Source organism: Herbiconiux sp. VKM Ac-1786 (assembly GCF_015350805.1).
In the GTDB taxonomy this organism is placed as follows: domain Bacteria; phylum Actinomycetota; class Actinomycetes; order Actinomycetales; family Microbacteriaceae; genus Herbiconiux.
Window position 1 is genome coordinate 1,093,681 of record NZ_JADKSG010000001.1, and the last position, 25,070, is coordinate 1,118,750.

General features: G+C 69.7%; 28 protein-coding genes and 1 pseudogene. 17 read left to right on the forward strand and 12 right to left on the reverse strand.

What is annotated here, in order from left to right:
* Positions 1–442 precede the first annotated feature (442 nt).
* The 5 genes from ITJ64_RS05550 to ITJ64_RS05570 all read right to left on the reverse strand — a co-directional run bounded on the left by ITJ64_RS05550 (position 443) and on the right by ITJ64_RS05570 (position 4,050).
* Positions 443–919 (reverse strand): hypothetical protein, encoded by a 477-nt coding sequence (locus tag ITJ64_RS05550; protein ID WP_194679731.1) that lies wholly within the window; start codon positions 917–919, stop codon positions 443–445.
* Between the two features lie 227 nt (positions 920–1,146).
* Positions 1,147–1,986 (reverse strand): alpha/beta fold hydrolase, encoded by an 840-nt coding sequence (locus ITJ64_RS05555; protein WP_194679732.1) that lies wholly within the window; start codon positions 1,984–1,986, stop codon positions 1,147–1,149.
* A gap of 192 nt (positions 1,987–2,178) precedes the next feature.
* Positions 2,179–2,898, reverse strand: coding sequence for a WYL domain-containing protein (locus tag ITJ64_RS05560; RefSeq protein ID WP_194679733.1), 720 nt, complete (start codon positions 2,896–2,898; stop codon positions 2,179–2,181).
* Between the two features lie 41 nt (positions 2,899–2,939).
* Complete coding sequence (locus tag ITJ64_RS05565) at positions 2,940–3,347, reverse strand: nuclear transport factor 2 family protein (protein ID WP_194679734.1); 408 nt, start codon at positions 3,345–3,347, stop codon at positions 2,940–2,942.
* 268 nt (positions 3,348–3,615) lie between these two features.
* Positions 3,616–4,050, reverse strand: a complete 435-nt coding sequence (locus ITJ64_RS05570; RefSeq protein WP_194679735.1) for a MarR family transcriptional regulator — start codon at positions 4,048–4,050, stop codon at positions 3,616–3,618.
* A 64-nt stretch (positions 4,051–4,114) separates the two neighbouring features.
* Here ITJ64_RS05570 and ITJ64_RS05575 point away from each other — a divergent pair, with 64 nt between their 5' ends.
* The 7 genes and pseudogenes from ITJ64_RS05575 (at position 4,115) to ITJ64_RS05605 (ending at position 8,298) form a co-directional block, all read left to right on the forward strand.
* Complete coding sequence (locus ITJ64_RS05575) at positions 4,115–4,636, forward strand: hypothetical protein (protein WP_194679736.1); 522 nt, start codon at positions 4,115–4,117, stop codon at positions 4,634–4,636.
* Positions 4,633–5,392, forward strand: a pseudogene (locus tag ITJ64_RS05580) (DDE-type integrase/transposase/recombinase); the annotation flags it as partial. The gene ITJ64_RS05575 and the pseudogene ITJ64_RS05580, both read left to right, overlap by 4 nt.
* A 127-nt stretch (positions 5,393–5,519) precedes the next feature.
* A complete protein-coding gene (locus tag ITJ64_RS18820) occupies positions 5,520–5,729 on the forward strand; it encodes a hypothetical protein (protein ID WP_228508616.1) in 210 nt (69 codons plus the stop codon).
* 145 nt (positions 5,730–5,874) lie between these two features.
* Positions 5,875–7,374: an MFS transporter gene (locus ITJ64_RS05590; RefSeq protein WP_194679737.1), complete on the forward strand. Its 1,500-nt coding sequence runs from the start codon at positions 5,875–5,877 to the stop codon at positions 7,372–7,374.
* A gap of 17 nt (positions 7,375–7,391) precedes the next feature.
* Entirely contained in the window at positions 7,392–7,637 is a 246-nt protein-coding gene (locus ITJ64_RS05595) for a hypothetical protein (protein WP_194679738.1), read from the forward strand.
* A gap of 149 nt (positions 7,638–7,786) precedes the next feature.
* Positions 7,787–7,960, forward strand: a complete 174-nt coding sequence (locus ITJ64_RS05600) for a hypothetical protein (RefSeq protein ID WP_194679739.1) — start codon at positions 7,787–7,789, stop codon at positions 7,958–7,960.
* A gap of 146 nt (positions 7,961–8,106) precedes the next feature.
* Complete coding sequence (locus tag ITJ64_RS05605) at positions 8,107–8,298, forward strand: hypothetical protein (protein WP_194679740.1); 192 nt, start codon at positions 8,107–8,109, stop codon at positions 8,296–8,298.
* A 195-nt stretch (positions 8,299–8,493) separates the two neighbouring features.
* Here the strand turns inward: ITJ64_RS05605 and ITJ64_RS05610 are convergent, their stop codons facing one another.
* The 4 genes from ITJ64_RS05610 to ITJ64_RS05625 all read right to left on the reverse strand — a co-directional run bounded on the left by ITJ64_RS05610 (position 8,494) and on the right by ITJ64_RS05625 (position 13,036).
* Positions 8,494–9,711, reverse strand: a complete 1,218-nt coding sequence (locus tag ITJ64_RS05610) for an ATP-binding protein (protein WP_194679741.1) — start codon at positions 9,709–9,711, stop codon at positions 8,494–8,496.
* Positions 9,712–9,826: 115 nt separating this feature from the next.
* Positions 9,827–10,753, reverse strand: coding sequence for a hypothetical protein (locus ITJ64_RS05615; protein WP_194679742.1), 927 nt, complete (start codon positions 10,751–10,753; stop codon positions 9,827–9,829).
* 14 nt (positions 10,754–10,767) lie between these two features.
* Complete coding sequence (locus tag ITJ64_RS05620; RefSeq protein WP_194679743.1) at positions 10,768–12,729, reverse strand: cell wall-binding repeat-containing protein; 1,962 nt, start codon at positions 12,727–12,729, stop codon at positions 10,768–10,770.
* Positions 12,730–12,868: 139 nt separating this feature from the next.
* On the reverse strand, positions 12,869–13,036 hold the full coding sequence (locus tag ITJ64_RS05625) for a hypothetical protein (RefSeq protein WP_194679744.1): 168 nt from the start codon (positions 13,034–13,036) through the stop codon (positions 12,869–12,871).
* 163 nt (positions 13,037–13,199) lie between these two features.
* Here ITJ64_RS05625 and ITJ64_RS05630 point away from each other — a divergent pair, with 163 nt between their 5' ends.
* Positions 13,200–13,430, forward strand: coding sequence for a hypothetical protein (locus tag ITJ64_RS05630; protein WP_179547109.1), 231 nt, complete (start codon positions 13,200–13,202; stop codon positions 13,428–13,430).
* A 16-nt stretch (positions 13,431–13,446) separates the two neighbouring features.
* Here ITJ64_RS05630 and ITJ64_RS05635 read toward each other — a convergent pair whose 3' ends face one another.
* Positions 13,447–14,436, reverse strand: a complete 990-nt coding sequence (locus tag ITJ64_RS05635) for a helix-turn-helix domain-containing protein (protein ID WP_194679745.1) — start codon at positions 14,434–14,436, stop codon at positions 13,447–13,449.
* Positions 14,437–14,697: 261 nt separating this feature from the next.
* Between ITJ64_RS05635 and ITJ64_RS05640 the strand changes: the two genes are divergently transcribed.
* The 4 genes from ITJ64_RS05640 to ITJ64_RS05655 are packed head-to-tail and all read left to right on the forward strand — an operon-like array spanning position 14,698 to position 16,810.
* Positions 14,698–15,186 carry an RNA polymerase sigma factor gene (locus ITJ64_RS05640; protein ID WP_370545050.1) on the forward strand — a complete coding sequence of 163 codons (489 nt, stop codon included), beginning with the start codon at positions 14,698–14,700 and terminating at the stop codon, positions 15,184–15,186.
* A complete protein-coding gene (locus tag ITJ64_RS05645; RefSeq protein ID WP_228508195.1) occupies positions 15,183–15,803 on the forward strand; it encodes an Asp23/Gls24 family envelope stress response protein in 621 nt (206 codons plus the stop codon). Before ITJ64_RS05640 ends, ITJ64_RS05645 begins: the two co-directional genes overlap by 4 nt.
* Complete coding sequence (locus ITJ64_RS05650; RefSeq protein ID WP_194679747.1) at positions 15,796–16,146, forward strand: hypothetical protein; 351 nt, start codon at positions 15,796–15,798, stop codon at positions 16,144–16,146. The genes ITJ64_RS05645 and ITJ64_RS05650 overlap by 8 nt, the downstream gene beginning before the upstream one ends.
* Positions 16,147–16,192: 46 nt before the next feature.
* Complete coding sequence (locus ITJ64_RS05655; protein WP_194679748.1) at positions 16,193–16,810, forward strand: dihydrofolate reductase family protein; 618 nt, start codon at positions 16,193–16,195, stop codon at positions 16,808–16,810.
* Positions 16,811–16,820: 10 nt separating this feature from the next.
* On the opposite strand, the gene ITJ64_RS05660 is transcribed toward ITJ64_RS05655, so the two are convergent.
* Both ITJ64_RS05660 and lpdA read right to left on the reverse strand, forming a co-directional pair.
* Positions 16,821–18,065: an MFS transporter gene (locus ITJ64_RS05660; protein ID WP_194679749.1), complete on the reverse strand. Its 1,245-nt coding sequence runs from the start codon at positions 18,063–18,065 to the stop codon at positions 16,821–16,823.
* Positions 18,066–18,102: 37 nt separating this feature from the next.
* A complete protein-coding gene (gene lpdA / locus ITJ64_RS05665; protein WP_194679750.1) occupies positions 18,103–19,503 on the reverse strand; it encodes a dihydrolipoyl dehydrogenase in 1,401 nt (466 codons plus the stop codon).
* 100 nt (positions 19,504–19,603) lie between these two features.
* Here lpdA and ITJ64_RS05670 point away from each other — a divergent pair, with 100 nt between their 5' ends.
* The 5 genes from ITJ64_RS05670 (at position 19,604) to ITJ64_RS05690 (ending at position 25,069) form a co-directional block, all read left to right on the forward strand.
* Entirely contained in the window at positions 19,604–19,933 is a 330-nt protein-coding gene (locus ITJ64_RS05670; RefSeq protein WP_173181830.1) for a hypothetical protein, read from the forward strand.
* Between the two features lie 59 nt (positions 19,934–19,992).
* On the forward strand, positions 19,993–21,738 hold the full coding sequence (locus ITJ64_RS05675) for a cell wall-binding repeat-containing protein (protein ID WP_194679751.1): 1,746 nt from the start codon (positions 19,993–19,995) through the stop codon (positions 21,736–21,738).
* 142 nt (positions 21,739–21,880) lie between these two features.
* Positions 21,881–22,930 carry a heparan-alpha-glucosaminide N-acetyltransferase domain-containing protein gene (locus ITJ64_RS05680; protein ID WP_194679752.1) on the forward strand — a complete coding sequence of 350 codons (1,050 nt, stop codon included), beginning with the start codon at positions 21,881–21,883 and terminating at the stop codon, positions 22,928–22,930.
* A gap of 102 nt (positions 22,931–23,032) precedes the next feature.
* Entirely contained in the window at positions 23,033–23,860 is an 828-nt protein-coding gene (locus ITJ64_RS05685; protein WP_194679753.1) for an ATP-binding cassette domain-containing protein, read from the forward strand.
* A gap of 117 nt (positions 23,861–23,977) precedes the next feature.
* On the forward strand, positions 23,978–25,069 hold the full coding sequence (locus ITJ64_RS05690; RefSeq protein ID WP_194679754.1) for a substrate-binding domain-containing protein: 1,092 nt from the start codon (positions 23,978–23,980) through the stop codon (positions 25,067–25,069).
* Position 25,070: the final 1 nt, after the last annotated feature.

The following is a 25,070-nucleotide window of genomic DNA, read 5'->3' on the forward strand; positions in this document are numbered from 1 at the left end:
ATTGTTTGGAATAACCGCAAGGGTTTCACGCATCGCGGGTGAGCGTGCCGGTAATACATCGCAAGCTACACGTCTACAACCCTCATTTCTTCTCGTCTGGTGCTGGTCCATTCGGTGAAAGCGGTAGTTGCACCGTCGGTGTCCGGAGCTGGCGTACGCCGTCGAGCCCGGCTGTCGGCCCAAATGGATTAGCAGAGTGCGCAATGATGGCGCTCGACTGCGTCATCCAAGACGGCGGAAGCGATGCTCATGAAGGCTGGGCCAGAGTGATGTCCGCCCCACCACTTTGCCTTCCCTGGACTCTGGATCGCTGCCGGAGGGCGTTCCCTCTCGTCGCCGCCGCCTGTGGTGTTTGCCGTCCTCGAAACCGCATGACCCTCATAAGTCGTCGACTAGCGTCGAAGACTTCGTCGTTCGATAGAGGATTTTCTATCAGAACGAATCAGGCCTCGGTTGCGGGCCAGAAGGCCGTGGACAGATCCACGAAGTCGCGTGACGTCGTCGGAGTGAATGTCCTGTCTTGCTGGTCCCAAGTGAGGATGGACATGCGGCTTAGCGAGATATCCGTGACGCCGGCGACAGGGTTTAGGCGCCCTTCTGCGCCGACGAGCTGGGTAACGGTGTTGATGGTGACAGCTGTGTCGCTGGCGACGTTCACGACACCGGGGATGGTCTCGATCGGGGTCGCAATCTCGCCAGCGACGGACAGGGTACCGTCGTTGCGGTCGACGAACGCACCGAGGGTCCCGGCGAGGACGAGGCGCGCCGCGGTCTCGATGACGAGAGAGCCCCGGAGGTTCCCGTAGAGGAAGAGGGTGTGTCCTTCCTCGACTGTCAGCCCGTCGTAAAGCGTCCCTTGAATAGCCAGGTCCTCTCGGGCAATGAATGCGATCGAGAGATCGCCGCTGATGGTCTTCATGCAGGGGGGTGCTCCTTTCGACGATCTGGGCCGCGTTCGTGGATGCGGGATCTATGCCGACCGACACGAGCCCCACACGTACGTATGGATGAAGTCCGCAGGCGAGGCCTGGTGCTGGCCAGGCCCTGGCAAGAAGGTGACCAGGACGCAGATTTAGCATCGGACGAATCGTTCGCTTCTGGTGAGGGGTCTCCCTCACTTTCTACCGGTTCGAAGGTTGCGAGCAATCAGGACGCGGCGAGCCAGGCGAGTAGGACTTTATTGACCTCGGCAGTGTGGGTGGTGAGCAGCCCGTGCGGGGCGCCCTCTATCTCGACGTACTGTGCCGCGGGTAGCGCAGTTATGAAGCGTCGTCCGGTGGCGTCGATCGGAAGGACCCGATCTGCCGTGCCATGCGCGATCAACGCGGGGACCGTGATCTTGGAGATATCCTCGCGGAAGTCCGTCGGCCAGGACAAGGGCGCGGCGGCGCTAGCGATGGAGCCTGAACTGGCAGCCACATTCCAAGCATTGCGAACGGCGTCTTCGGAAATACGCGAGCCCAGATTGTCGTCAAGATTGAAGAAATCCTGGTAGAAATTCGTGAAGTACGCGTAGCGGTCCTTCCTAATGTCGGCGGCGATGCCCTCGAAAAATGACATCGGAGACGCGCCGTCGGGGTTGTCGTCGGTGATTGCCAAAAAGGGCTCGAGCGAAGCGAGAAACGCGACTCTAGCGATGCGTTCCTCGCCGTGGCGGCTGATGTAGCGAGCGACTTCGCCGGTACCCATCGAGAAGCCAACGAGGATCACGTCGTGCAGGTCCAGATCGGTGAGGACGGCGTGCAGGTCATCGGCGAAGGTGTCGTAATCGTAACCGGTGGAGGGCTGCGACGACTGGCCGAACCCGCGGCGGTCATACGTGATGACGCGATAGCCGGCCCCAAGGAGCTCCGGGACCTGACCCTCCCACGAATTGCCGTCAAGGGGAAAGCCATGAATCAGCACGATGGGCTGCCCAGCTCCCCTGTCCTCGTAGTGAAGTTCGATGTTAATACTGTTCTCGGTCCCGACGGTGATCTTTCCCATGATTGTTCCGATCTGTAGGAGTCAGTCATGACTCATGTGTCCAGAACACTTTTGTCTTCTGGTTTGATGTCGATTTCTTCAGTTAAAGCGGCCGGCGCACAGTTGGTGTCCGGAGCTAACGTGTACGCCGTCGAGTCCGGCTGTAGCCCTAGGACGGGCTAGCAGAGTGCGCAATGATGGCGTTGGGCGGCGTCATCCAAGACGCCGGGTCGGCCATCGAGCCAGGTCGTCATCCCAGACATTCGGGTCCCGCATCACGGGCACCTCGTCGAGGATCTGGAGGTCAATGATCCGCTCGATGCGAAATCCTCGAACGGCATCGCGCAGCCGACACCAGCCTGCAAGGAGCCACGAATCACCCGCCCGCAGCAGACCCATCGTCTCGACATCTCTGACTGTGCTGGTGGATGGGTCGGGTGTGCCGTCAGCGTGTTCGCCCAGATAAGCGAGTCGGACCACGCGGCGTGCGGCAATCGCATCCGACAGCATACCGAGCGGCACGGTAACGGTGTCTTTCGGGGCGACAGCGTCGATGACACGAATCATGCCGAGGGCTTCGTGCACAGGGCCGCGGTGTTCTTCACGCATAACGGCCTGAATCTTTGCGGACGCCCGCATTGCGGCCGCCTGGTACGGCGACGATTCCAGGAGACCTAGGCCGGCGAGGACGGCGAGGGACTCACCAGCGGACAGGTTCAGGGGCGGAAGCGAATAGTCACGAAGGATTGAGTAGCCGCCCGATGCTCCTCGGTCGGCATAGATAGGTACCCCGACAAGCTGTAACGCCGAGATATCGCGTTCGATGGTGCGCTGTGAGACCTCAAAGTGGCGGGCGAGCCGAGCGGCGGACCACGGGTGTCGCACTCCCCGCAACAGGTCGACGAGTGCATACTGCCGCTCGGCTCGCTTCACGGTCAATCCTCCCCGATATGCCAGTATGTGCCGCGGATGGTTCAGCTCCGCATACTGCGCTGACCTCCGGCAGACCAGACCCGTCGAACCCGCCCATCCTCGTCGAAATCGAAGACGTCGACACCACCGACGTGCACGTCGCCGGCTTCCATGTCCCAGATCAACCGGCCATGATCACCGTCGACGGCGGAAGCAATGCTCGAGAACACTGCGCCGGGGTGCTGCCCGTGCCACCACTCAAGATAATGGGCAAAGTCCTCAGCGGTTCGAATGTCGTCCGCCGGGGTCGACCCGTCGGGCTCCGTGACAGCGAAGCGGATCCGGAAGTCAGTGGAGCAGATGTTCTGGGCGAGCTCACCGTCGCCGTTCCACATCACCAGCCACTGGTCTAGAGAATTGCGGGCGAGCAAGGTCGAGGGGGTTTTGGTTGAAGCGTCATTGTCGTTCATGCCTCCACTGTCTGTCGTCGCCGCGACAACAGCATGTCGGTATTCCGGACATTTCTCATCCGTCCACGAGTTTGTACGGCCACGACGGCATTTTCGAAAACGACTAATTCCTCCGCGGCCGCGAGCTGCACCGTGGCAGTTCGGCGAACGCCGGCATCTTCAGTTCGGGTAAATGGTGTTCCTTTGCTCGAGCGGGTTGACGCCTAGGTGTAGTTCCCAGGGACGTTGCGAACACGACCCCGCTCTTCGGCGGCAGCTGTGATGCTCGTCAGTTCGCTCGGTCTCCTCTAGAGAGGAGTTCGGCGGCGGCGGCCAGGTGCTGTTGAAGGGTGGCGCGCTCCTGATCGGTGAGGGTAGGCGTGTGCATGAAGAGCGCTGATTCGAGCGGCTCATTGGCCCGTTGGAGTATCGCTGCGCTGGTGGTGCTGCTGAGTTCCACGCGAACCTTGCGGCGGTCCCGTTCGTCGGTCGTGACGGTTAGTGCCCCGGCGGCGGCGGCGGCGTGAACGATTCGCGAAACGAGGCTCTGCGCCAGCCCGGTTCGGACGGTGACGTCTCGGATTGATGCTCCGGGGTGCCGCGCGACGTCTTCGAAAACGGCGAGCTGGCCTGCGTTGACGCGGTCCGCGCCCACATTTCCGGTGGCCTCGAGCGCGATCTCTCGGAGCGTGCGGGCGAGACGGTGGAGTTCGGATGCGCGCATGCGTTCATTCAATCACCAGTGATAGATTGCAATCCATCACAAGTGATTGAAATGGAGCGGATCAATGCAATGGGACTGGAGCACAGCGAACCAAATTCTGGACGACGTCATCATCGCGGCGGGGATTATCATCCTCATCGTCCGCCAATTCGTCTGGCGCTCGACGCAGCTGCATCGGATGCTGCGAATGCCCGTCGTGATCATCGCGGCGGGGCTCGTCTACCTCGCCATTGAACTGTGGGGTGGCTTCGGTTGGGTGGCAGCGGATTGGGTCATCATCGGTGAACTCGTCCTGGTCACAGTGACCGGAACCGTCATGGGCTTGGTCACTCGGTTCCGAACCGCCAATGCGCACCTCCAGTACAAGCTCAGCCCCGCCGGGATCTTGTTGTGGGCACTCTTCATCGTGATCCGGGTCGGATCGTTCTACCTGGCCTCCGTGCTCGGGGCGAACCTGGCGGAAGCCACTGGATTGATCTTGCTGTCTTTCGGGGCGAACAGGCTTGCCGCAATTCTCGTCGTGCGAAAACGCGCTGAAGCGCTTCTCACCACGGAGTCCCGGGACGTTGTGGGCAACGCATCGTGACGCACGCGAATGCGCCGCTTACTCCCGAAGGCCGGCGTCGGCTGGCCAACCTGATCGTCAATCGAGGATGGGGCATCCGTCGCGCCGCCGAACGGTTCCAATGCTCACCATCGACCGCATCGAAGTGGGCCTCGCGCTACCGGCAGGGTCTTCCGCTTACCGACAGAACCTCGAAACCCCTGTCGTCGCCCCGTCGAACCGCACAACGCACCGAACGTCGAATCGTTGCTGTCCGATTCACCAGACGGTGGGGGCCACACCGGATCGCGTATCACCTCCACGTCCCTCGCTCGACCGTTGGGCGCGTTCTTGTCCGCTACCAGATGCCGCTCCTCACGCAAATTGATCAAGCGTCAGGCCTGCCGGTTCGGAAGCCAAAGGTTGTGCGCTACGAGAAGGCCACGCCGGGGGGAGCTCGTTCACGTCGACATCAAGAAGCTCGGCCGCATTCCCATTGGCGGTGGACACCGCATCCTCGGACGGCAGAAGGGAGCACGCAACACCAAGCGAGATGGTCGCGGATACGCCTACCTCCACCACGCAGTGGACGACCACTCCAGGCTCGCCTACTCAGAGATCCTGGATGACGAACGCAAAGAAACAGCCGCTGCTTTCTGGACCCGCGCAGCCGCATACTTCGCCGCTCAGGGCATCCTCGTCACCGCCGTAATGACAGACAACGGGTCCTGCTACAGATCCGGAGCCTTCGCCACCGCGCTCGGTACCATCAAGCACAAATGGACTGATCCTGATCGCCGGCCCCTACCGTTCCGGCACGAACGGCGACGAAGCTGCCATCGCCCGCAACCTGGAGCGCCTGGAAGAAGCTGCCGCACCCATCTACCGACTCGGTCACGTCCCGATGATCGGCGAGTGGGCGGCGTTGCCCGTTCTGCGCGGACTCACGGAACAGGAGTCGGAGAGCGAGGACGTCATGTACGAGACCGCGAGCCGGCTCCTTCGCCACTGCGACGCCGTCCTGCGCCTGTCGGGCGAATCGGCCGGCGCCGACTCCGACGTGCGTATCGCGACCGAGCTGGGCCTCCCCGTCTACTTCGACGCCGACGACATCCCCGCGTCGCAGACGCCGTGACCTGACCTGACCTGATTGACGGAAGCCTGGACCACGCCCCCGACCGCCGGCTGACGTCTGGGTGGCCCTCGTAGGGCGTGGTTCAGGGATGGCGACGCTCCTACGCTCGTGCTGCACGGTCACCGCTCAGGTCGGGAGGGCATGGATGTCGGACGAGTCACCTGCCCCACCGGGGGTCGAGCGCAAGGCCGAGGCATCTGCCGGCGGTGCGGGCCCCATCGGGACCGCCTCGTCCGCGCATCCGTCGCGGTCGGCGAACCTCGCCCTGATCGTGGTGTGCGCCGCCCAGTTCGTGCTGCAGCTCGACTTCAGCGTGGTCAACGTGGCGCTGCCGTCGATCAGGTCGGGGCTGGGCTTCTCCGACAGCGACCTTCAGTGGATCGTCACCGGCTACGCGCTCACCTTCGGGGCGCTGCTGCTCTTCGGCGGGCGGGCGGGCGACCTCTTCGGGCAGCGCAAGATCCTGCTCATCGGTCTCGTGCTCTTCGGGCTCGGTTCGATCGGCGGCGGGCTGGCACCCACGCCCGAGGCGCTCATCGCGGCCCGCTTCGTGCAGGGGGCGGCGGGGGCCCTGGTCTCGCCGTCGGCGCTGTCGTCGCTGACCCTGCTCTTCCCCGACGGGGCCGGGCGCATCCGGGCCCTCGGTATCTGGCAGGGGGCGACCGCGGCCGGCGGCACGGCGGGTATCGTGCTCGGCGGGCTGCTGGTGGAGCTGCTGGGGTGGCGGAGCGTCTTCATCATCAACGTACCGATCGTCGTCGCCCTCGTCGTGCTGGTGCCCCGTGTCATCCCGCGGCCGGCCGCGCGGCAGCGGGTCTCGCTGCACATCGGGCCGTCGCTGCTGATCACCGTGGCGATCGCCCTCGTGATCTACGCGCTCAGCAACCTCGAGCAGTTCGGGCCGGTGAACGTCGTGACGATCGCGCCGTTCGCCGTCGGTCTGGTGGTGGCCGCGGTGTTCGTGGTGATGGAGCTGCGCTCGCGCGATCCGCTCATTCCGCGGGACCTGTTCCGATCGCGGCAGCGGAGCGGCGCGCTCGGGGTGATGCTGATCACGGGCGCAGTGCTCGCGGCCTACGTCTACTTCGTGTCGCTCTACCTGCAGACCGTGCTGAAGCTCAGCCCGCTGCTCACCGGCATCAGCCTGCTGCCGGCCACGCTCACGATCGTGGTGCTCTCCTCGTTCATCGCCCGGCGGGTCATCGCGCGGATCGGGCTGAAGGCCACCGCCCTCATCGGCGCGGTGCTCGTCGCCGGCGGTCAGTCGTGGTTCGTCTCGCTCTCGACCACCGGCGACTACCTGGTGAACGTGCTGCCGGCGCTCGTGCTGACCGCTGGCGGCATCGGGCTGCTGCTGCCGGCGGTGTCGATCGCGGCCACCGCCGACGTGGCGGCCGCCGTGCAGGGTGCGGCGGCGAGTCTGCTGACGACGAGTCAGCAGGTCGGGGCCGCGCTCGGGGTCGCGACGCTCGCCACCATCGCGGCGACGCGCACCGCCGGGGGCGCCAGCGTGGCGGGCGGCTACTCCACGGCCTACGTCATCTCGGCGGCGGCGATGCTCGTGGTGGTCGTGGTGGTGGCACTGACCTTCTCGAAGAAGAGCCCGCCCCCTCCGACCCCCGCCCCACCGACCCCAGCTCACTGAACTGATAGGAGAACGACATGACCGACGTCCACGAACAATCCGCTGACCCGACCTTCTCGTCCGACGTCAAGCCGCTCTTCCGCGACCTCGATCGGAACAGCATGATCGGGGCCTTCGACCTCTGGAAGCACTCCGATGTCGTCGCCCACCAGGATGCGATCCTCCACGCCGTGGAGAGCGGCGGCATGCCCTGCGACGGCGCGTGGCCCGCGACCAGCGTGGAGGTCTTCAAGCGCTGGATCGCGGGCGGGTCCAAGCCCTGACGGAACCTCCGGGCTGTTGAGGTGCGCGATGGTTCACGGCCGTGATGGTGTGCGAGTACGAGGCGCACTGCGACGTGCCGACACCGACGGTCATCTCCTCCGCTACATCTCCGTCGTGACCCTCCGCGAAGGACGCATCGGTCACCTGCATGGAGCCCTTCGAAGCGCTCTTCCCCAATCTGGACAAGGTTTCGCGATCTTCGTTCCGTAAGGGATCGCTGAGCCGGCGCCGAACCACCATCGCCGCGATCGTGCTCGGCCTCGTGCTGATCGTCGTGATCGGGTTGATCCTCTTCTCCGACACGATCTTCGGGCCCCTGTAGCGCGAGCAGCCGTCTTGCGGGCTCACCGATCGACCGTCGCCCGGTCCAGACGAACAGGACGGCAGTGGACGGGAAGTCCGTCGCTCGACGGATGTTCGAAGGCGGTGGTCCTCATAGCCTGGGTGAAGGAGCAGAGAGGGCACACCATGAACAGCGCGTCGAACTCGCAAGCGGGCCTCTTCCGAGCCGCAACGGTAATGACGGTCGTCATTGCTGTCGGCTTCGTCGTCTTCGGACTCGCCGTCCAGAGTTGGGGAGTGGTCGCCGTGTTCACCGTCATCGGCATCGCGGGACTCAGCACCTGGCCGACGGCCACTCGTAGGTCTGACCGGGCGTAGCACCCGCGGAGTATCCCGGGCTCAGCGACACGACGGAGGTCTGGACCGGAGTCGAGCAGGCTGCCCCTGTCGGCACTCGGCCCATCTGAGACTCAGACCGACTTCGTGGATGCGCGGGGCGAGCGACCCTGTCACCGGCAGGTAGGAATTCAACGAATGCCCCACGAGGCGGGGCACCGGCACGGTGGGGCGGTCTCAGGAACGCTTACGTCGGCGGATCACCGGTGGCACCTCGAGAGTCGGCACCGCACGCTTCATGAACGCGTCGAAATCGGGCACGGTGAACGCGGCGTACCCGTGCTCGGGAGTGTAGAGAAGCCCCATCTCGATGAGCTCTGCGCGAGTCGGGCCGAGCTGGGTCGATGTGCGACCCATCAGAGCAGCGACGTCCGCCGCCTTCTGCGGTGCCGAACCGAGTTCGGCCATGGCGCGCATGTACGCGGTCTGAAGCGGAGTCGCGCGGTCAAGACGAACGCGGAAGAACGAGGTGTCGAGCTTCGCCTCGTAGGCGTCGCGCGCCAGCTCCACGTCCTCTCTCGTGATCCGGTCGCCCGCCGCGATCGTCCAGACCTGGTAGCCGAGCTCCTGGATGAAATACGGGTACCCGTTGGTGATCTCCACGGCGAGTTCGACCGCGTCCTCGTCATAGGCCGCTCCCTCCGCCGCAGCGGGTTCCACCAATGCGGCTCTCGCATCGTCGTGGTCGAGTGAGTCGATCCGGGGGAATTTGAAGAGGCGCTCGGCGTAGGATTTCGCGTCACCGGCCAGCTCGGCGATCTGCGGTAGTCCTGCGCCCACGAAGGTGACAGGGAGACTGCGCTGCACGGTCTTGTGCACGGCCTGGATGATGGCTTCGAGTTGCGGCGCGTTGAGGAACTGGACTTCATCGATCAGGAGTACGACACCCCTCTCCTGCTCAGCGGCCGCCTCGCCGAGCGCGACGAAGACGTCGGTGAGGTCCATCCCGAGGTCGCCGTGATCAGCCGCGCCCTCGGCCGGCGGGACGTCCCAGCCGATCGACCAGGTGCCCTCGGCGTCGACCGAGACCGAGAAGGCACTGAGCACCTCCGCCGCGCGGCGCCCCACAGCGGTCCACCTGGTCCTCGGCGACAGTCTCAGCAGCGCGGCCTTGAGCTGTGACGCGATCGTCTGGCGGAACCGGCCCTCACCGTGCTTGACGGCTTCGAACTCAATGACCTCCCACCCCTCCTGCTGCGCGATCGAGCGGAAGCGGTTGAGCAGCACCGTCTTGCCGACGCCCCGCAATCCGGTGACGATCATCGATTGCTCGGTGCGGCCACGACGCAGCCGGTGCAGCAGCGTGCTGAACGCAATGGTCTGCTCATCACGCCCGATCAGGATCTCCGGACGCGCTCCGGCATTGGGAGTGTAGGGGTTGTCGATCGCGTCCACACGGGGAGCTTACGAGCTTTAGAGCGTTTTATCCATGAGCAATAAACTGCTCTAAAGTCGGTAAATCGAGCCGGCGCGGTCAGCCGCTAGCTGCGCGCCCTGCGCGAACAGCGCCTCAGCGCACGTCGGACTGCCCGAGCAGGGCGGCCGCCGTGGCCGCGTCGAGCACGAGCTCGAGGGGGGCCGCGCCCGTGGGGAGCGTGACCACGACGGCGTCGGGGTAGAGCGGATGCGCGTGCGAGGCCGGCCGCGCATCCGGTCGCCGCACGACCAGCGTGTGGGCGTCGGAGATGTCGGCCTGGCCACCGCGCGTGAGCCAGTCGCGGCGGTGGAGCAGGTGCAGCTCGCCCGGGGTCGCGGCGAGCACGGCGCCGTGCAGCGTCATGGGGCGCACGGCGTGGAGGGCGCGGGTGAGGGCGCCGCCGGACGGGCGCAGGCGGAGGGTGGGGTGGGCCGCCAGGAGCTCGACCGACGATTCGGCCGCCGCGAAGTCGAGGTAGGCGGCGACGAGTCCGGCGTCGCGCGGGTGCTCCGGGAGCCGGGCGGCAGCCGGAACCGCCCCAGACGCGGGCAAAGGCGAGGGCGCAGGCGAAGGCGCGAGCGGAGGCACCGACCCGCGACCGATCAGCCCGCGCATCCGCGTGATGAGGCCATCGATGGCACCGCGGGCCGAGCCGTTGTACGGCACCGTCAGCGGGTCGCCGTCGGTGGTGTGCACCGTGAAGCGGGCGTCGAGCAGCAGCGAGTCGTTCTGCAGGGCGACGATCGACGCGAGCGGCACGCGGCGGGCCGCGACGTCGTCGCCCGTGCGGCTGAGCACGAGCAGGCCGTCGGCGTCGAGCGCCAGCAGGGCGTCGTAGAGGTGCATCGACGGGGTCGCGTCGCGGCGCACGATGTTGCGCGGCACCTTCAGCACGAGCGACGCGGCATCGAGGTCGAGCGGATGCCCGCGGAAGACCCGGGGCACCTGCGACGGGTCGCGCACCTCGTCGATCCACGGGCCGAAGGCGTCGTACTCGGCCCGGTCGTCGACGCTCGTCATGCCGGGAGTCTAGGTCAGCCCGCCGTGACCGTGTCGACCACCGCCGCCGCGAACTGCGGCAGCAGCGCCTCCTGCCCCGCCGAGACGCGCAGCGAGAACCACGCGTTGTCGACCAGCACCGCCACCTGGTCGCCCGACGACGAGACGAAGGCCACACCCGGGTAGCCGGTGGCCGGCGCCCAGGTGCCTCCGCCGACCGGCGTCGACTCGGGGAAGTACCCCGCACCGCCCGGCAGCACCGAGGCCGACACGGTCGACGCCGCGTCCCCGGCCCAGCCGCAGCCGAAGCCGCCGACCTGACCGTTGCTGCGGAAGCTGGCGAGCGCGTACTCGCCCTCGTAGCTGCGGTAGACGCGCACCGTCGCGTCGCCCACGATCCCGGCCAGCCGGTCGAGGGGGATCAGCCCGTCGCAGCTCGACGCCCCGGCGACGTCGGCGCCGACCGGGTGCCAGAGCGGGCCGGGCTCCCCGGCCGCGGCCACCGTCGCGGTCGCCGTCGCGAACGCGCTGCGGGCGGCCGAGACCAGTTCCGGGGTGACGGCGCCGGAGGCCGGCGACACCGAGAGGCGCAGGCCGTAGCCGTCGACGTGGTCGATCAGGCTGCAGAACGGGAAGCCACCGCCGACCTCGCAGAACTCCTTCGACTCCGGCCCGCCGCCCGGGATGGCGGGGCTGCCGCCGAAGGTCTCGCCGTTCGCCGTCCACTCGTAGTCGTCGTCGGTCACGTCGGGCACGATCGTGAGCGAGGCCGACGTGCGCAGCGTGCCGTTCGGCACCTCCGGCCCGCTGAAGGCGCAGGTCAGCGCCCCCGCCCGCGCATCGGCGAAGCGCAGCGGGTCGTTCCCCTCGCGCACGGCGGGGTCGAGCGCCGCCCCGGCGAGCGCCTCGGCCGTGCCCTCCGGCAGCACCGTGTCGCACGACACCGGCACCCGCACCGGGGCCTGCTGCGGGTCGTCGCACCCCGTCAGCGCCTCGACGCCGGCTCCGAGCGCGTTCGGCCCGCCGAGCAGCGTCACGCGGCCGACCCCCTGCTGACGCAGCGCGGCGAGGGTCGCCTCGGGCACGCAGTCGGGGCGCACCGCGTAGAGCGGCGCTCCGACGCGTGCGGCGACGGCCGAACCGGCCAGGGCGTCGGGGAAGTCGGAGCCCGTCACGAGGAACGCGCGCTCCGCCGTGGCGAAGCCGTCGAGGTTCACCTCGGCCGAGGTCGCGAAGCGGTCGGTGCCGCCGAGGCGCGTGGTGGGTGCGATCGTCTCGAGCTCGTCCTCCAGGGCGGGGGTGACGGATGCGGGGCCTCCCGCGATCACCAGCCGATCGACACCGAGTCGCGTCACGAGGTCGCGGGCCGGGGTGTCCAGCGCCGACGCCGTGCCGTCGACCAGCAGCACCGGGGCGTCGTGGAAGCCGGCCGCGGCGCCCGCGGTGAGCGCATCGGGGAAGTCGCGGCCGGTGGCGACGTAGGCCTCCGCCGCACCGTCGCCGAAGGCGTGCTCGGCGACCGCGAGGGAGGTCGAGAAGCGGGTGTCGCCCGCGACCCGCTCGACGTCGGGGGCCAGGGGGACGAGGGCGTCGATGACGGCCCGGCCGACCGCGGCGGGGCCGCCGACCACGACGATGCGGCCCGGGTCGAGCCGGGTGATCTCGTCGGCGACGGCCTGCGGGAGCGTGGCGCCCGCCGTCAGCAGCAGCGGGCCGCCCTCGACGGCCGCGGCGGGACCGGCGGAGAGCGCATCCGCGTACCCGGTGCCGGTGACCACGTAGACGACGGGGGCGGTGCCGGGGAAGGCGGCCTTCGAGATCGCGACGGCGGTGGCCGTGCGGTCGGCGCCGCCGAGGCGGTCGACCGAGGGCGCGGGCGCGTCAGCGACGACAGCTGCAGTCACCAAAGCCGCCGGCGCTGCCGATGCCGCCGGCGCCGCAGCGGCCCCCAGCTGCACGGCGAGCGCCAGCGCGGCCGTCACGGCCAGCCCGCTCATGATCGTTGCTGTCCGCCTGAACGCGCGACCGGTCATCCTGTTCCCGCTGCTCCCCCGATGACGCCGTCGACGCCGTCGGGAACAGTGTGGCCCAGGACGGTGCCGTCCGCCAAGACGAGCACCGCGGAGGCGTCGACTCTCAGCCGAACGGCGTCTCCAACCAGGCGGCGGCGTGCTCGTCCGAGCAGAACGAACCGCCCTGGTCGACGACGTCGCCGCAGTGCTCGCAGCGGGTCGTGCGGGCGGGTGCGGCGGCGGACGGGGAGCCGGGTGCGGGTGCAGGAGTGGTGAGTCCGAGAGTGACCATCGGGGATGCGCCTCCAGAATCGATCGGGCGTCGGACGGGTTTTCCGACCAGGCGATTGTGCAGCACACCGCCCGCGAACTCCACCCGCTCAGATCGTGCAGGCTGTCAATCCCCCTGGGTCCCTCGGGGGCCCGCCGCGCATCCGCTCTGCTTGAATGGACGCATGCCGAGCCCCGTCCCGCCCGCCGACCGCCCGCGCTGGACCTCGGCCCAGTGGTCCTACCTCGCGCTCGGCCTGAACGGCGGCTGCCTGATCGTGCTGTTCGCGAACCTGCTGACCCGCAACGAGTTCTGGCAGGTCGCGGTGGCCCTGGCGATCGGGCTGCTCCTGCTCGGCGGCCTCTCGGCGTTCCAGGCGCGGCGCCTGCGCCTGAAGGAGCGCCGCGAGCTCTAGCCGAGCGGATGCGCGACTACCGCCGGAGCGTGTCCTTCGGCCGCTCGCCGAACCGTGCCGAGTACGACGCCGCGAAGCGCCCGAGGTTGCCGAACCCCCAGTCGCGCCCGATCTCGGCCACGGTCGCCGACCCGGGATCGCGCTCGAGCAGCTCCTGGCGCACCCGGTCGAGCCGGATGTTGCGCAGGTAGGTCGACGGCGACATGCCGAAGTGGCGGCGCGTCGCCTGCTGCAGCGTGCGGGTGTGGATGCCCGCCGCCTCGGCCGCGTCGGCCGGCGCGATGGGGTCGTGCGCGTGGTGGTGCAGGTAGTCCAGGGCGACGCGGGTGCGCCAGGCGGCGGGGGTGCGGATGCTCTCCGGCACGTCCCACGCCCGCCACGGGAACAGGCGCAGCAGCACGCGCGCGAGGTCGAGCTCGGCCGCCAGTCGCACCAGCGGGCCGGCGCCCACGCGGGCGATCGCCTGGGTCGCCTCGGTCACGGCCGTGCGCCAGCGGTCGAGCACCGTCGGGTCGGCCGGAGCCGCGTAGTCGAAGGAGATCGGCTGCAGCGGCCCGGCGTGCTGCTCGGTGGCGACCTTCTCGAGGAAGTCGGGCGCGAAGTGGATGAGGTTCTGCCGGTGCGGCTCGAACTCGAGGCTGAAGCGCCGCTCGGCGGGCAGCAGCAGCGGGTCGGAGGTGTCGGAGCCGCGGCGGATGATGCGCCGCAGGTCGAGCGTGCCGCCGCCGCGGCGGAACCAGCCCACCACGTACTCCTGGAGGTGCAGCACGTCGCCGCTCAGGATGCCCGAGCACTCGGAGGTGCGGAGGGTCACCCGCTCGTCGCCGATGTAGGCGTAGCGGTACGTGAAGTCGCCGGACGCCGCGCGCGCCCGGAGGCTGCCGCCGCCGTACGCGTCGGAATAGGTGGTCGCCGCCTCGCGCGGGTCGGCGCCCGCGCTCTCGAAGCGGCGCAGGGTTCCACCGGGTTCTTGGCCTGCTGTGTAAGTGCTCGTCGTTCTCTCCATCTCGCACACCGCGCGACTCCCGGGGCGGGTCTGCCCGGTCGCCGTCTGCGCGGTCACAGATAAGACGTGGAGAACGAACGTTTCGTCACGACTTTCGCTTAACGGACACGGCGGGAAGGGCGCCGAGACAACGGTGATAGGCACTCTGAGGGACTCTCACCGGGGAGCCCGGAGCACGGGAGCGAGGCGCACACCATCGAGCACGACGCACTGCTCCAGGCCGACGACGCCCTTCTCGCGACCCGCGCGATCGACGGCGACGTGCAGGCCTTCGCCCTGCTCGCCCGGCGGCACGGCCCGCTGATGCGCGTGTACGCCTCGCGCCTGCTCGGCAGCGACAGCGAGGCCGACGACGTCGTGCAGGAGTCGTTCCTGATCGGCTGGCGCCGGCTGGCCGACCTCGACAGCCCCGAGCGCATCCGGGCCTGGCTGATGCGCATCGTCAGCTCCAAGGCCATCGACCGGATGCGCCTCCGCCGCAGCCACGACGACATCGACGACTGGGATCCGCCCGCCCCCGACGCCTCCTCCCCCGACCGCATCGTCGAGGCGCGACTGCAGTTCGACGCGATGTGGCTGGCGCTGAACCGCTTGCCGGCGGAGCAGCAGCGGTGTTGGCTGCTCCGTGAGGTCGGCGGCTACCGCTACCAGGAGATCGCCGAGGCCCTGGGCCTGCCCGTCTCGACCGTGCGCGGGCTGCTCGCCCGGGCGCGGCAGTCCCTGCTGCGGGAGATGGAGGCGTGGCGATGACCCCCGACCGCACCGCTCCCGACCGCTCCGTGCCCGAGCCCGGGCCCGAGCCCGGGCTCGACGGCCACACCATGGCCGAGCTCGGCGAGTACCTCGACCGCGGCCGCACCCCGTACGACCCGTCCATCGAGAACTCGCCCGGATGCCGCCTCGCGCTGGCGAACCTGACGAGGCTCGCGGAGCTGTCGGCCGGGCTGCTGCGCCGGCAGGCCGAGAGCGAGCCGGCCCGCGACGAGCTCTGGATCGCGGGGCTGCTCGAGATCATCCGCGCCGAGATCGTCTCGGGGCGGGACGTGCCGGTCGCGCATCCGGACCCCGGCCTGCGACTCACGCTCACCGAGGCCGCCGTGCGCGGCATCGTGCGGCGGGCCGGCGACACGCTGGGCGGAGTGGTGATGGGCCGCTGCGCCCTCGTCGGCGACGTCGGTCTGCCGGGGGCGGTCATCCGGCTCGACCTCAGCTGCGCCGTCGAGTACGGCCGGCCGATCGACGCGACCGCGGAGCGGCTGCGCGAGCGGGTGCGCTCCGAGCTCGCCCGGCACACCGAGCTGGTGATCGGCGCGATCGACGTGGCGGTCGACGACGTCTACCCGAGAGGAGGGGCCGCCGATGTCTGACGCCGAGCTCTCGCAGCGCCTGACCGCGCTGGTGCGCGCCGCCGAGGGCGTGACCGCGGTCTATCCCGCGCAGCCGCCGCTCGAGGCCGCGGCCGAGGTGGTGGCCGAGACCCTCGAGCTGCGGCCCGCCGGCTCGTACGTCGACGTCGAGCGCGCCGACGGCGTCGTCACGGTGCGCGCGCAGATCGCGGCGGCCGACGCGCTCCCGGCGCCGGCGACCCTCCGCCGCGTCGGCGAGCTCCTGCGCCGCGCCACCGACGCCGAGCCGGCCCTCGCACCGCCGGTGGTCATCGCGGTCGCGGTGCGGCTGGTCGATGCGGAGGCGCCCACCCCCACCCCTTGACGTCGACGCCCGGATGCGCACCAATGGAGTCGGACGGAGGACACCCATGACCGGACGCATCGTGATCGACCTGTTCAGCACCCTCGACGGCGTGATGCAGGCGCCGGGCGGCCCCGACGAAGACCCGTCGGGCGGCTTCGCCCACGGCGGCTGGCAGGCGCCCCTGGTCGACGAGACCGTCGGCGCCCAGGTGCTGGCCGGCATCGACGAGCTGGATGCGCTGCTGCTCGGCCGCTGGACCTACGACCTCTTCGCGTCCTACTGGCCGGCGCAGCTCGCCTCCGGCTCCCCCATCGCCCGCACCTTCGACGAGGTGCCGAAGTACGTCGTCTCGCACGGCCGTCCCGCCATGCCGTGGCGCGGCTCCGAGCTGCTCGGCCCCGACCTGCCCGCCGAGCTCGACCGGCTGCGCGCCCGGCACCGCAGCGTGCACGTCATCGGCAGCCTGGGCCTCGCCCGCACCCTCGTGCGCGGCGGTCTGTTCGACGTGCTGAACCTGTGGCTGCACCCCGTCGCCCTCGGGCCGGGCAAGCGGCTCTTCCCCGACGACGGCCCGCCGCTCGGCCTCACACTGCTCGAGCCGCCGACCGCGTCGCCCTCGGGCGTCGTGCTCCTCCGCTACGCGCCGGGGCCGCCGGTCACGACGGGGACGATGGGGGCCTGAGGCTCCCGACTCAGGCCGGCGGCGCCGGCCTCCGCCGCCCCAGCACCCCGATCCCGACGCCCGCGGCGAGCGCAGCCGCCCCGCACATCCCGATGACCGTGAGAACCGTCGCCACCCACCCCGCCCCGTCGTACACGACGCCCACGGCCCAGCCGAAGAACGCCGTGCCGCTCAGCCAGGCGAGCTGGTAGAGCGCCGTCGACTGCCCGCGGCCCAGCTGGGCCCAGCGCCCGCTCAGCCCGCTCGCGACCGGATGCGCGCTGAAGCAGCCCACCGTGAACACCACGAGCCCCACGATCACGACGGCGAGCGAGTCGCTGAACAGCAGCACCAGCCCGGCCACCATGATCGCGATGCCCCCGAGCATCACCCGCAGGTAGCCGATCCGCTGCCCGAGCCCGCCCGAGACCCGGCTGGCGAGCGTGCCCGAGAGGTAGGCGACGAAGAGCAGGCTGACGAGGGTCTCCGGCACCAGGAAGGGCGCGCCGGTCAGGTGGAAGCCGAGGTAGTTGTAGACCACCGAGAACGCCCCCATCAGCAGGAAGCCCACCGCGTAGAGGGCCAGCATCACCGGGTCCGTCAGCTGGAACAGGATGCGCGTCCGCAGCGGCACCGAGGCCGACCGCACCCGCACGAACCCCCGCGCCGCCGGCACCAGCACGAAGAACGTCGCGGCGGCGACCGCTCCGAGCACCGACACGGCCAGCAGCCCGGATCGCCAGCCGACGACCTCCGACAGCGGCCCGGCCACCAGCCGGCCGGCGATGCCGCCGATCGTGTTGCCCGCCACGTAGGTGCCGGCGGCCACGCCGACCCAGGAGCCGTGCAGCTCCTCGGCGAGGTAGGCCACCGCGATCGCCGGTACGGCGCCGAGCGCGAGGCCGACGAGCCCGCGCATCACGAGCACCGACTCGAAGCCGGGCATCAGCGGCACCAGCAGCGAGAGCACCGTGGCCGAGACAAGCGAGATCTTCATCGCCGCGATGCGGCCGATGCGATCGGCGACGGAGGCCCAGGGCAGCACCGAGACGGCCAGGCCGATGGTGGTCGCCGAGACCGTCAGCGCGGCACCCGCCGCCGGCACGCCCAGTTCGCGGCCCAGCGCGGGCAGCACCGCCTGGGCGTCGAAGATCTGGGCGAAGGTTGCGAAGCCGGCGGCGAAGAGAGCCACGACGATGCGCGTGTAGGCCCGCTCGCCGCGCTCGAAGCCGCGCCAGGCGGGCGGCTCAGCGGGCGGCTCGCGGGGCGGATTCACCCCACGAGCCTGCCACGCCCGACGACGGCGCCGGGCGTCACATGTTGATCATGTGGCCGGTGAGCCCGTGGAAGCCCTCCTGCAGCGCCTCGCTCAGCGTCGGGTGCGTGTGCACGTTGCGGGCCAGCTCGGTGGCCGTGAGATCCCACTTCTGCGCCAGCGTCAGCTCGGGCAGCAGCTCGGAGACATCGGGGCCGATGAGGTGGGCTCCGAGCAGTTCGCCGTACTGGGCATCCGCGATCAGCTTGACGAAGCCGGTGGGCTCACCGAGGCCGTGGGCCTTGCCGTTCGCGGTGAACGGGAACTTCGACACGAGCAGCTCGTGGCCCTCGTCGCGGGCCTGCTGCTCGGTGAGGCCGAACGAGGCGACCTGCGGCTGGCAGAAGGTGGCGCGGGGCATCATGCGGTAGTCGCCGAGCGACTGGGTCTCGGCGCCGGCGATGGTCTCGGCCGCCACGACGCCCTGGGCCTCGGCCACGTGGGCGAGCTGCAGCTTCGCGGTGACGTCGCCGATGGCGTAGATGTTCTCGACGTTCGTGCGCATGAAGTCGTCGATCGCGATGGCGCCGCGCTCGGTCAGCTGCACGCCGGTGGTCTCGAGGCCGAAGCCCTCGACGCGGGGCGCGAAGCCGATCGACATCAGCACCTTGTCGGCGACGAGCGTGCCCTGGGAGCCGTCCTTCGCCGTGTAGGTGACGGTGACCTGCGTGCCGTCGTCGACCACCGTCTCGACCTTGGTCGAGGTCAGGATGTTCACGCCGAGCTTCTTGTACTGCTTGGCGATCTCCTTCGAGACGTCCGCGTCCTCGTTCGGCAGCGCCCGGTCGAGGAACTCGACGATCGTGACGTCGACCCCGTAGTTCTTCAGCACGTAGGCGAACTCCATGCCGATGGCGCCGGCACCCACGATCACCATCGAGCCGGGGAGCTCGCGGGTGAGGATCTGCGTCTCGTAGGTCACGACGTTGTCGCTCAGCTCGACGCCGGGGAGCAGGCGCACGGTGCTGCCGGTCGCGATGATCGCGTTATCGAAGGTGACCGTCTCGGTGCCGCCCGCGCCGAGGATGACCTCGATAGTGTGCGCATCCTGGAACGAGCCGCGGCCGTCGATCTCGGTGATGCCGTTCTTCTTCATCAGGAAGTGCACGCCCTTGACGCGGCCGTCGGCCACCGAACGGCTGCGGTCGAAGGCCACGCCGAAGTCGAAGTCGACCTGGCCCGACATGCCGAACTGCTCGGCCTGGTGGTGGAAGATGTGCGCCAGCTCGGCGTTGCGGAGGAGCGCCTTGGAGGGGATGCAGCCGACGTTGAGGCAGACTCCGCCCCAGTACTGCGACTCGATCACGGCCACCGACTTGCCCAGCTGGGCGGCGCGGATCGCGGCGACGTAGCCGCCGGGGCCGGCTCCGAGGACGACGACGTCGTAGTGCGAGGACATGGATCTCCTTCGGGGAAGAACGGTGGGGGTGGAGCCTCTCGGCCCGCTATCGACACTAGTCGCCCCTGGCGAACTCGCCGGATGGGGAGATTATGGAGAGATGCAGAAGCTCTTCTACGCGGGTGGGTTCATTCTGCTGAGTGATGCCATCTGCGATGCCGTCGTCGAATACGCCCAGGCCCTGGCAGACGTGGGCAAGTCCGATCTGGTCGTCGTGCCGGCCCTCTCCGACGAGGGGCTGCGCGGCACGGTTCGCCTCCTGATCGGCCCGGCCAGCCAGCTCTTCGCGGCGCCGGCACTGGATCGCGACGTCGATCTCGACGATCCCGATGCCGTCGCCTCGATGCAGGAGAAGACGGCCCGGCTGCGGCCGGCCCGGGCCCAGCCCGACCCCGAGGCCTCGAAGCCGGGCTTCGGCGACGAGTACTGACCCCGCGAGTTCACCCCGGGTCTCTTCCGACAGCTGTCGATGACGGCTAGCGTGCCCCCATGAGATTCCGGATGCTCTGGTCGCTGTCGCTCGTCGCCGCCCTCCTCACGGCAGCCGCCGCTCCGGCCGCCGCCGCCGAGACGCCGCCGTCCCCGTCCCCCTCCCCGTCGGTCGTGGCCGAGACCCCGCCGCCCGCACCCTCCCCGGAGTTCGAGGCCTACCTGGCGGCAGGCAGCGTCGCGAGCTTCCGCAACGACGACATCATCTCCGACGCGAAGATGTACGACGGCGGCGCGATGACGGCCGACCAGGTGCAGGACTTCCTGGTGAAGAACACCCCGCAGTGCGCGAGCACCAACTGCATCGACATCCGCTCCTTCTCGGCCTCGCCGGCGCAGCCCGCCAACAACGACTGCGCCGCCGTATCCGCCGGCTACACGAAGGCCTCGGCCATGATCGCGGCCTCGGGCAAGGCCTGCGGCGTAAGCCAGAAGGCGCTGCTCGCGCTGATCCAGAAGGAGTCGTCGGTCGTGCTCAGCAACGACCCGAGCAACGCCTCCTACGACCAGGCTACGGGCTACGGCTGCCCCGACACCGCGAGCTGCGACCCGGCCTACAAGGGCTTCTTCCTGCAGGTCTACAACGCGGCCCGCCAGCTGAAGGACTATCGCACCGACCCCCGCTTCCCGGTGGGCACCCCCACGTCGATCGACTACTCGCCGAACTCCGGCTGCGGGGCGGCCACGATCACCCTGCGCACCGTGGCGACCGCGGCGCTCTACTCGTACACGCCCTACCAGCCCAACGACGCGGCCAAGGTGACGGGCAGCGACGGCAACCGGTGCTCGAGCATCGGCAACCTCAACTTCTGGTTCGTCTACTCCGACTGGTTCGGGTTCCCGCACATCGACGTCGACCGCATCCAGGGCGACGACCGCTTCGAGGGCGCCGTCGCGATCTCGCAGAAGGCCTACCCCCAGGGCGCGAAGACGGTCTACCTCGCCACCGGCACCGGCTACGCCGACGCCCTCTCGGCCGGCCCGGCGGCGGTGGCGGCGGGCGGCCCCCTGCTCCTGACGACTCCGGATGCGCTGCCCGACGAGGTGCGCGCCGAGATCGTGCGCCTGAAGGCCACGAAGGTCGTCATCGTCGGCGGCACGAACGCGGTCTCGACCACCGTGCAGAAGCAGGTCGCGGCCGTCGCGTCCGTGGATCGTATCGACGGGGCGGACAGGTTCGAGGTCTCCCGGAACATCGCGGCCGAGGCGTTCCCTGCCGGCGCGAAAGGCGCCTACGTCGCCACCGGCCTAAACTTCCCCGACGCCCTCAGCGCGAGCGGCGCGGGCGGCGCCCTCGGGCGGCCCGTGATCCTCGTGAACGGCGGCGCCTCCTCGATCGACTCCGCCACCGCGGCCACACTGAAGGACCTGAAGGTCTCGACGGTCTCGATCGCCGGCGGCCCGAACACCGTCTCCGCGGGCATCGCCTCGTCGCTCGATGCCCTGCCGGGGGTGGCCGTGAAGCGGCTCGCCGGCGACGACCGCTACGAGACGGCCCTCGCGGTGAACGACGACGCCTACGGCACGAGCGACCGCGTCTTCCTGGCGACGGGCGCGAACTTCCCGGATGCGCTGGCCGGCTCCGCCTACGCCGGCGCCCTGGGCGCTCCCCTGCTGGTCGTGCCGCAGGGCTGCGTGCCCGCCGACGTGAAGGCGAGCTTCCGCTCCTTCGACAACACGAAGGTCACCCTGCTCGGCGGACCGGTCTCGCTCGGGGCCGGGGTGACGTCGCTCACGACCTGCTGAGCCGGCCGATACTGCCGAGCCGGTCGCTCCTGCCGAGTAGGGCGCTCCCGGAAGGTCATCTCGGCGACACCGCCCGTCATCTCGACGACGGGCGCCGGCCGGGCGACGGCGCCCGTCGGCCCGCACCCGGAGGATCGGAGGGGTGACGACCTCGACCGCCCCCGCGCCGGCCCGCCGCCTCCCGGCCCGGGCGGCCCACCGCATCCCCGCCGTCGACATCGCCCGCGGCCTGGCCGTGCTGACGATGTTCGTCGCGCACGCGCAACCCACGGTTCCGACCGGCGCGCTCGACGTCCTCCTGGTGGCGGGCGGCGGCGAGCGTCCGCGCACCCTGTTCGCGGTGGTCGGCGGGATCGCGCTCGGGCTGTTCGTGGCGAGTGCCGAGCGGCGCGGGCTCTCCGACCGCGAGATCCGTCGCGAGATCGCGGTGCGGGGCGTCGCCCTGATCGCCCTCGGACTCGTGCTGCAGACGATGGCATCCGGCGTCGCGGTGGTGCTCGACACCTGGGGACTGCTGTTCCTGATCGCGCTGCCGTTCCTGCGGGTGCGCACCCTGCTGCTGCTCGGCGGCGCCGCCGTGGCCGTGGTCGCGGGCTCGGCCCTCGCGGCCGCGCTGCCGATCGCCGCCCGCGACGAGCTCGCCCGGCACCAGGTGCTGAACCAGCTGTTCGAGTGGCTGGCGATCGGGCAGTACCCGCTGCTGCTCTGGCTCGGCTTCCTCGCCCTCGGCCTCGCGATCTCGCGGTTCACCCTTCGCCGCCGGAGCACCCAGCTGCTGCTGCTCGGCGCCGGGGCCGTGCTCGCCCTCGCGACCGTGGCCACCCGAGGCGCTGCGGACGCAGGGGAGCGCCCCTTCCCCCTCGAGCTGCTCGTGCACCTCGGGGCGATCGGTGCCGCCGTGGCCCTGATCGCGGCGCTGCTCGTCGTGACCGATCCGGCGGACGGCTGGCGGCGGGTGACGGGAGCCGTGCTCTGGCCGCTGCGGGCCGTGGGCGCGATGCCCCTCACCGTGTACACCCTCCACGTCGTGGCGCTGGCCGTCTGGCGGAGTTCAGGCGGAGCACTCGCCGACACCTGGCTGCCGTTCGCCGTGCTCACGGCGGCCAGCCTGATCGGCGCGAGCCTGTGGACGGCGACCCTCGGACAGGGCCCGCTCGAGCGGGTGCTCGCCACCCTCTCCCGCGCTCGCTGAAAAACGATTCAATAAATCCCTTGACGGGGTTGCAGCCGCGTGCGATTCTTCCCTAGAACGTTTTATCTAGAACGTTTTAGGTTCTCAACGACGAGGTTCCCGATGGCTGAAAACGCATCCGCCCCGCAAGCCGCCGCATCCGACGTGGCACTGCAGGCGACGAGCATCTCCCGGCGCTACGGGGCCGTCGTGGCCCTGGCCGACGCGTCCATGACGCTGCGGCGCGGCGAGGTCATGGGCCTCGTCGGCGACAACGGCGCCGGCAAGTCCACGTTCCTGAAGATCCTGTCGGGCGCGGTCGTGCCCGACGCCGGCTCGATCCGGATCGGCGGGATCGAGCAGAGCTTCCGCCGCCCGTCCGACGCGCTCGAGGCCGGCATCGAGACCGTCTACCAGGACCTGGCGCTCGTCGACACGATGTCGGCCGTGCAGAACGTCTACCTCGGCCGCGAGGAGCTGTCGAAGAACCCGTTCCTGCGCCTGCTCAACGTCGTGAACGACGGGGGGATGCGCAAGCGCTCCCGGGAGGTGCTGGCCGAGCTCGGCGTCGGCATCCAGTCGGTCAACGTCTCGGTGAAGGGCATGTCGGGCGGCCAGCGCCAGTGCCTCGCCATCGCCCGGGCGCTGCTCTGGGGGCGGCAGATCGTCATCCTCGACGAGCCGACCGCCGCGCTCGGCGTGCGGGAGTCGCAGCAGGTGCTCGAGCTGATCGGGAGGCTGCGCGACCACGGCGTCAGCGTCATCCTCGTCAGCCACAACATGCAGCAGCTCGCCCAGGTGGCCGACCGGGTCACCGTGATGCGGCTCGGCCGCACCATCGCCACCCGCACCGTCGCCGACATCACGCCCGCGACCATCGTCGGCCTGATCACCGGCGCCATCCCGGCCGACGTCGCCACCCCCGAGGACTCGGCGACCGTCGTCGCCTGACCCGGCACCGGCCCCACCACGGCCGGCCCACCGCCGGCCACCGCGGCCGCACAGACCACCACCACAGCACCACCCACCCGCACCACCAACCCACCCCTTCACCGAGGAGCAACTGCAATGACGCACTCCACCACCCGCGGGCGCCTCGCCCGCCTCGGCCTGATCGGCCTCGCCGCCGGTCTCGCCCTCACCGGCTGCAGCACGGTCGGCAGCACCGCCGGAGGCGACTCCACCGGTGCCGCCGACGACGGCACCTTCACCGTCGGCTTCGCCACCGGTGGCCAGCCCGACGCCGACTGGCAGCAGCTCCAGGGCGACGTCGCCCAGGGCCTCGCCGAGCAGCGCGGCTGGGACTTCGTCGAGCTGAGCAACGACAACAGCGAGGCCACCGCCACCAAGAACGCCGACATCTTCATCCAGAAGGGCGTCGACGTCGTGATGATGTTCAACGGGCAGCCCTCGGCGAACCCGGTCATCGCCAAGAAGTACGAGGCGGCGGGCATCCCGGTCGTCACCTTCGACATCGCCCAGCCCGGCTGGTACTTCGTCGGCGTCGACAACGCCGCCGCGGGCACCGAGGGCGGCACCAGCCTCGGCGAGCTCGCCAAGGAGAAGTGGGACTGCAAGGTCGACCTGGTCATCTCGGCCGAGGGCACCGCCGCCGGCCAGATCAACACCTGGCGCACCGGCAACGCCCGCGACGCCGTCAAGGAGACCTGCCCCGACATCCCCGAAGGCGACTACGTCTCCTATGAGGCCGACGGCAACCTGACCACCTCGCTCGCGAACGCCCCCGGCGTGTTCGCGGCGCACCCCGACGCGAAGAACATCCTCGTCGTGGGCCTGAACGACCAGGCCGTGGTCGGCGCCCTCCAGGCCGCCACGCAGCTCGGCCGCGACGGCTCGATCATGGGCTGGGGCCAGGACGGCGGGCTCATCACGGGCGACAACGTCGACCCGAACCTCGTCGGCAGCGTCATGTACTTCCTCGAGGGCTACCCCGCCTCGGCCTTCGAGATCGCCGACGAGATCGAGGCCGGCAACGCGCCCGCGGTCAAGGACACCGGCGACGACGCCGCCGTGAGCGTGCAGCCCTGCCCGGTCACCGCCGAGGAGGCCGCGTCGATCCCCGCGATCGAGGACCGCGTCAGCCAGCTCGCCGAGGCCCCCAAGGGCAGCACCGAGTACGACCTGTTCTGCAAGGCGTAGG

Excerpts from the sequence above, each read along its gene's own strand:
- ITJ64_RS05605 (WP_194679740.1), top strand. The coding sequence starts at position 8,107 with ATGAACAGCGCGTCGAACTCGCAAGCGGGCCTCTTCCGAGCCGCAACG.
- ITJ64_RS05685 (WP_194679753.1), top strand. The coding sequence starts at position 23,033 with ATGGCTGAAAACGCATCCGCCCCGCAAGCCGCCGCATCCGACGTGGCA.
- ITJ64_RS05675 (WP_194679751.1), top strand. The coding sequence starts at position 19,993 with ATGAGATTCCGGATGCTCTGGTCGCTGTCGCTCGTCGCCGCCCTCCTC.
- ITJ64_RS05635 (WP_194679745.1), bottom strand. The coding sequence starts at position 14,436 with ATGGAGAGAACGACGAGCACTTACACAGCAGGCCAAGAACCCGGTGGA.
- ITJ64_RS05565 (WP_194679734.1), bottom strand. The coding sequence starts at position 3,347 with ATGAACGACAATGACGCTTCAACCAAAACCCCCTCGACCTTGCTCGCC.
- ITJ64_RS05625 (WP_194679744.1), bottom strand. The coding sequence starts at position 13,036 with ATGGTCACTCTCGGACTCACCACTCCTGCACCCGCACCCGGCTCCCCG.
- ITJ64_RS05670 (WP_173181830.1), top strand. The coding sequence starts at position 19,604 with ATGCAGAAGCTCTTCTACGCGGGTGGGTTCATTCTGCTGAGTGATGCC.
- ITJ64_RS05620 (WP_194679743.1), bottom strand. The coding sequence starts at position 12,729 with ATGAGCGGGCTGGCCGTGACGGCCGCGCTGGCGCTCGCCGTGCAGCTG.
- ITJ64_RS05555 (WP_194679732.1), bottom strand. The coding sequence starts at position 1,986 with ATGGGAAAGATCACCGTCGGGACCGAGAACAGTATTAACATCGAACTT.
- ITJ64_RS05615 (WP_194679742.1), bottom strand. The coding sequence starts at position 10,753 with ATGACGAGCGTCGACGACCGGGCCGAGTACGACGCCTTCGGCCCGTGG.
- ITJ64_RS05630 (WP_179547109.1), top strand. The coding sequence starts at position 13,200 with ATGCCGAGCCCCGTCCCGCCCGCCGACCGCCCGCGCTGGACCTCGGCC.
- ITJ64_RS05600 (WP_194679739.1), top strand. The coding sequence starts at position 7,787 with ATGGAGCCCTTCGAAGCGCTCTTCCCCAATCTGGACAAGGTTTCGCGA.
- ITJ64_RS05575 (WP_194679736.1), top strand. The coding sequence starts at position 4,115 with ATGCAATGGGACTGGAGCACAGCGAACCAAATTCTGGACGACGTCATC.
- ITJ64_RS05655 (WP_194679748.1), top strand. The coding sequence starts at position 16,193 with ATGACCGGACGCATCGTGATCGACCTGTTCAGCACCCTCGACGGCGTG.
- ITJ64_RS05595 (WP_194679738.1), top strand. The coding sequence starts at position 7,392 with ATGACCGACGTCCACGAACAATCCGCTGACCCGACCTTCTCGTCCGAC.
- lpdA (WP_194679750.1), bottom strand. The coding sequence starts at position 19,503 with ATGTCCTCGCACTACGACGTCGTCGTCCTCGGAGCCGGCCCCGGCGGC.
- ITJ64_RS05570 (WP_194679735.1), bottom strand. The coding sequence starts at position 4,050 with ATGCGCGCATCCGAACTCCACCGTCTCGCCCGCACGCTCCGAGAGATC.
- ITJ64_RS05645 (WP_228508195.1), top strand. The coding sequence starts at position 15,183 with ATGACCCCCGACCGCACCGCTCCCGACCGCTCCGTGCCCGAGCCCGGG.
- ITJ64_RS05690 (WP_194679754.1), top strand. The coding sequence starts at position 23,978 with ATGACGCACTCCACCACCCGCGGGCGCCTCGCCCGCCTCGGCCTGATC.
- ITJ64_RS05590 (WP_194679737.1), top strand. The coding sequence starts at position 5,875 with ATGTCGGACGAGTCACCTGCCCCACCGGGGGTCGAGCGCAAGGCCGAG.
- ITJ64_RS05550 (WP_194679731.1), bottom strand. The coding sequence starts at position 919 with ATGAAGACCATCAGCGGCGATCTCTCGATCGCATTCATTGCCCGAGAG.
- ITJ64_RS05650 (WP_194679747.1), top strand. The coding sequence starts at position 15,796 with ATGTCTGACGCCGAGCTCTCGCAGCGCCTGACCGCGCTGGTGCGCGCC.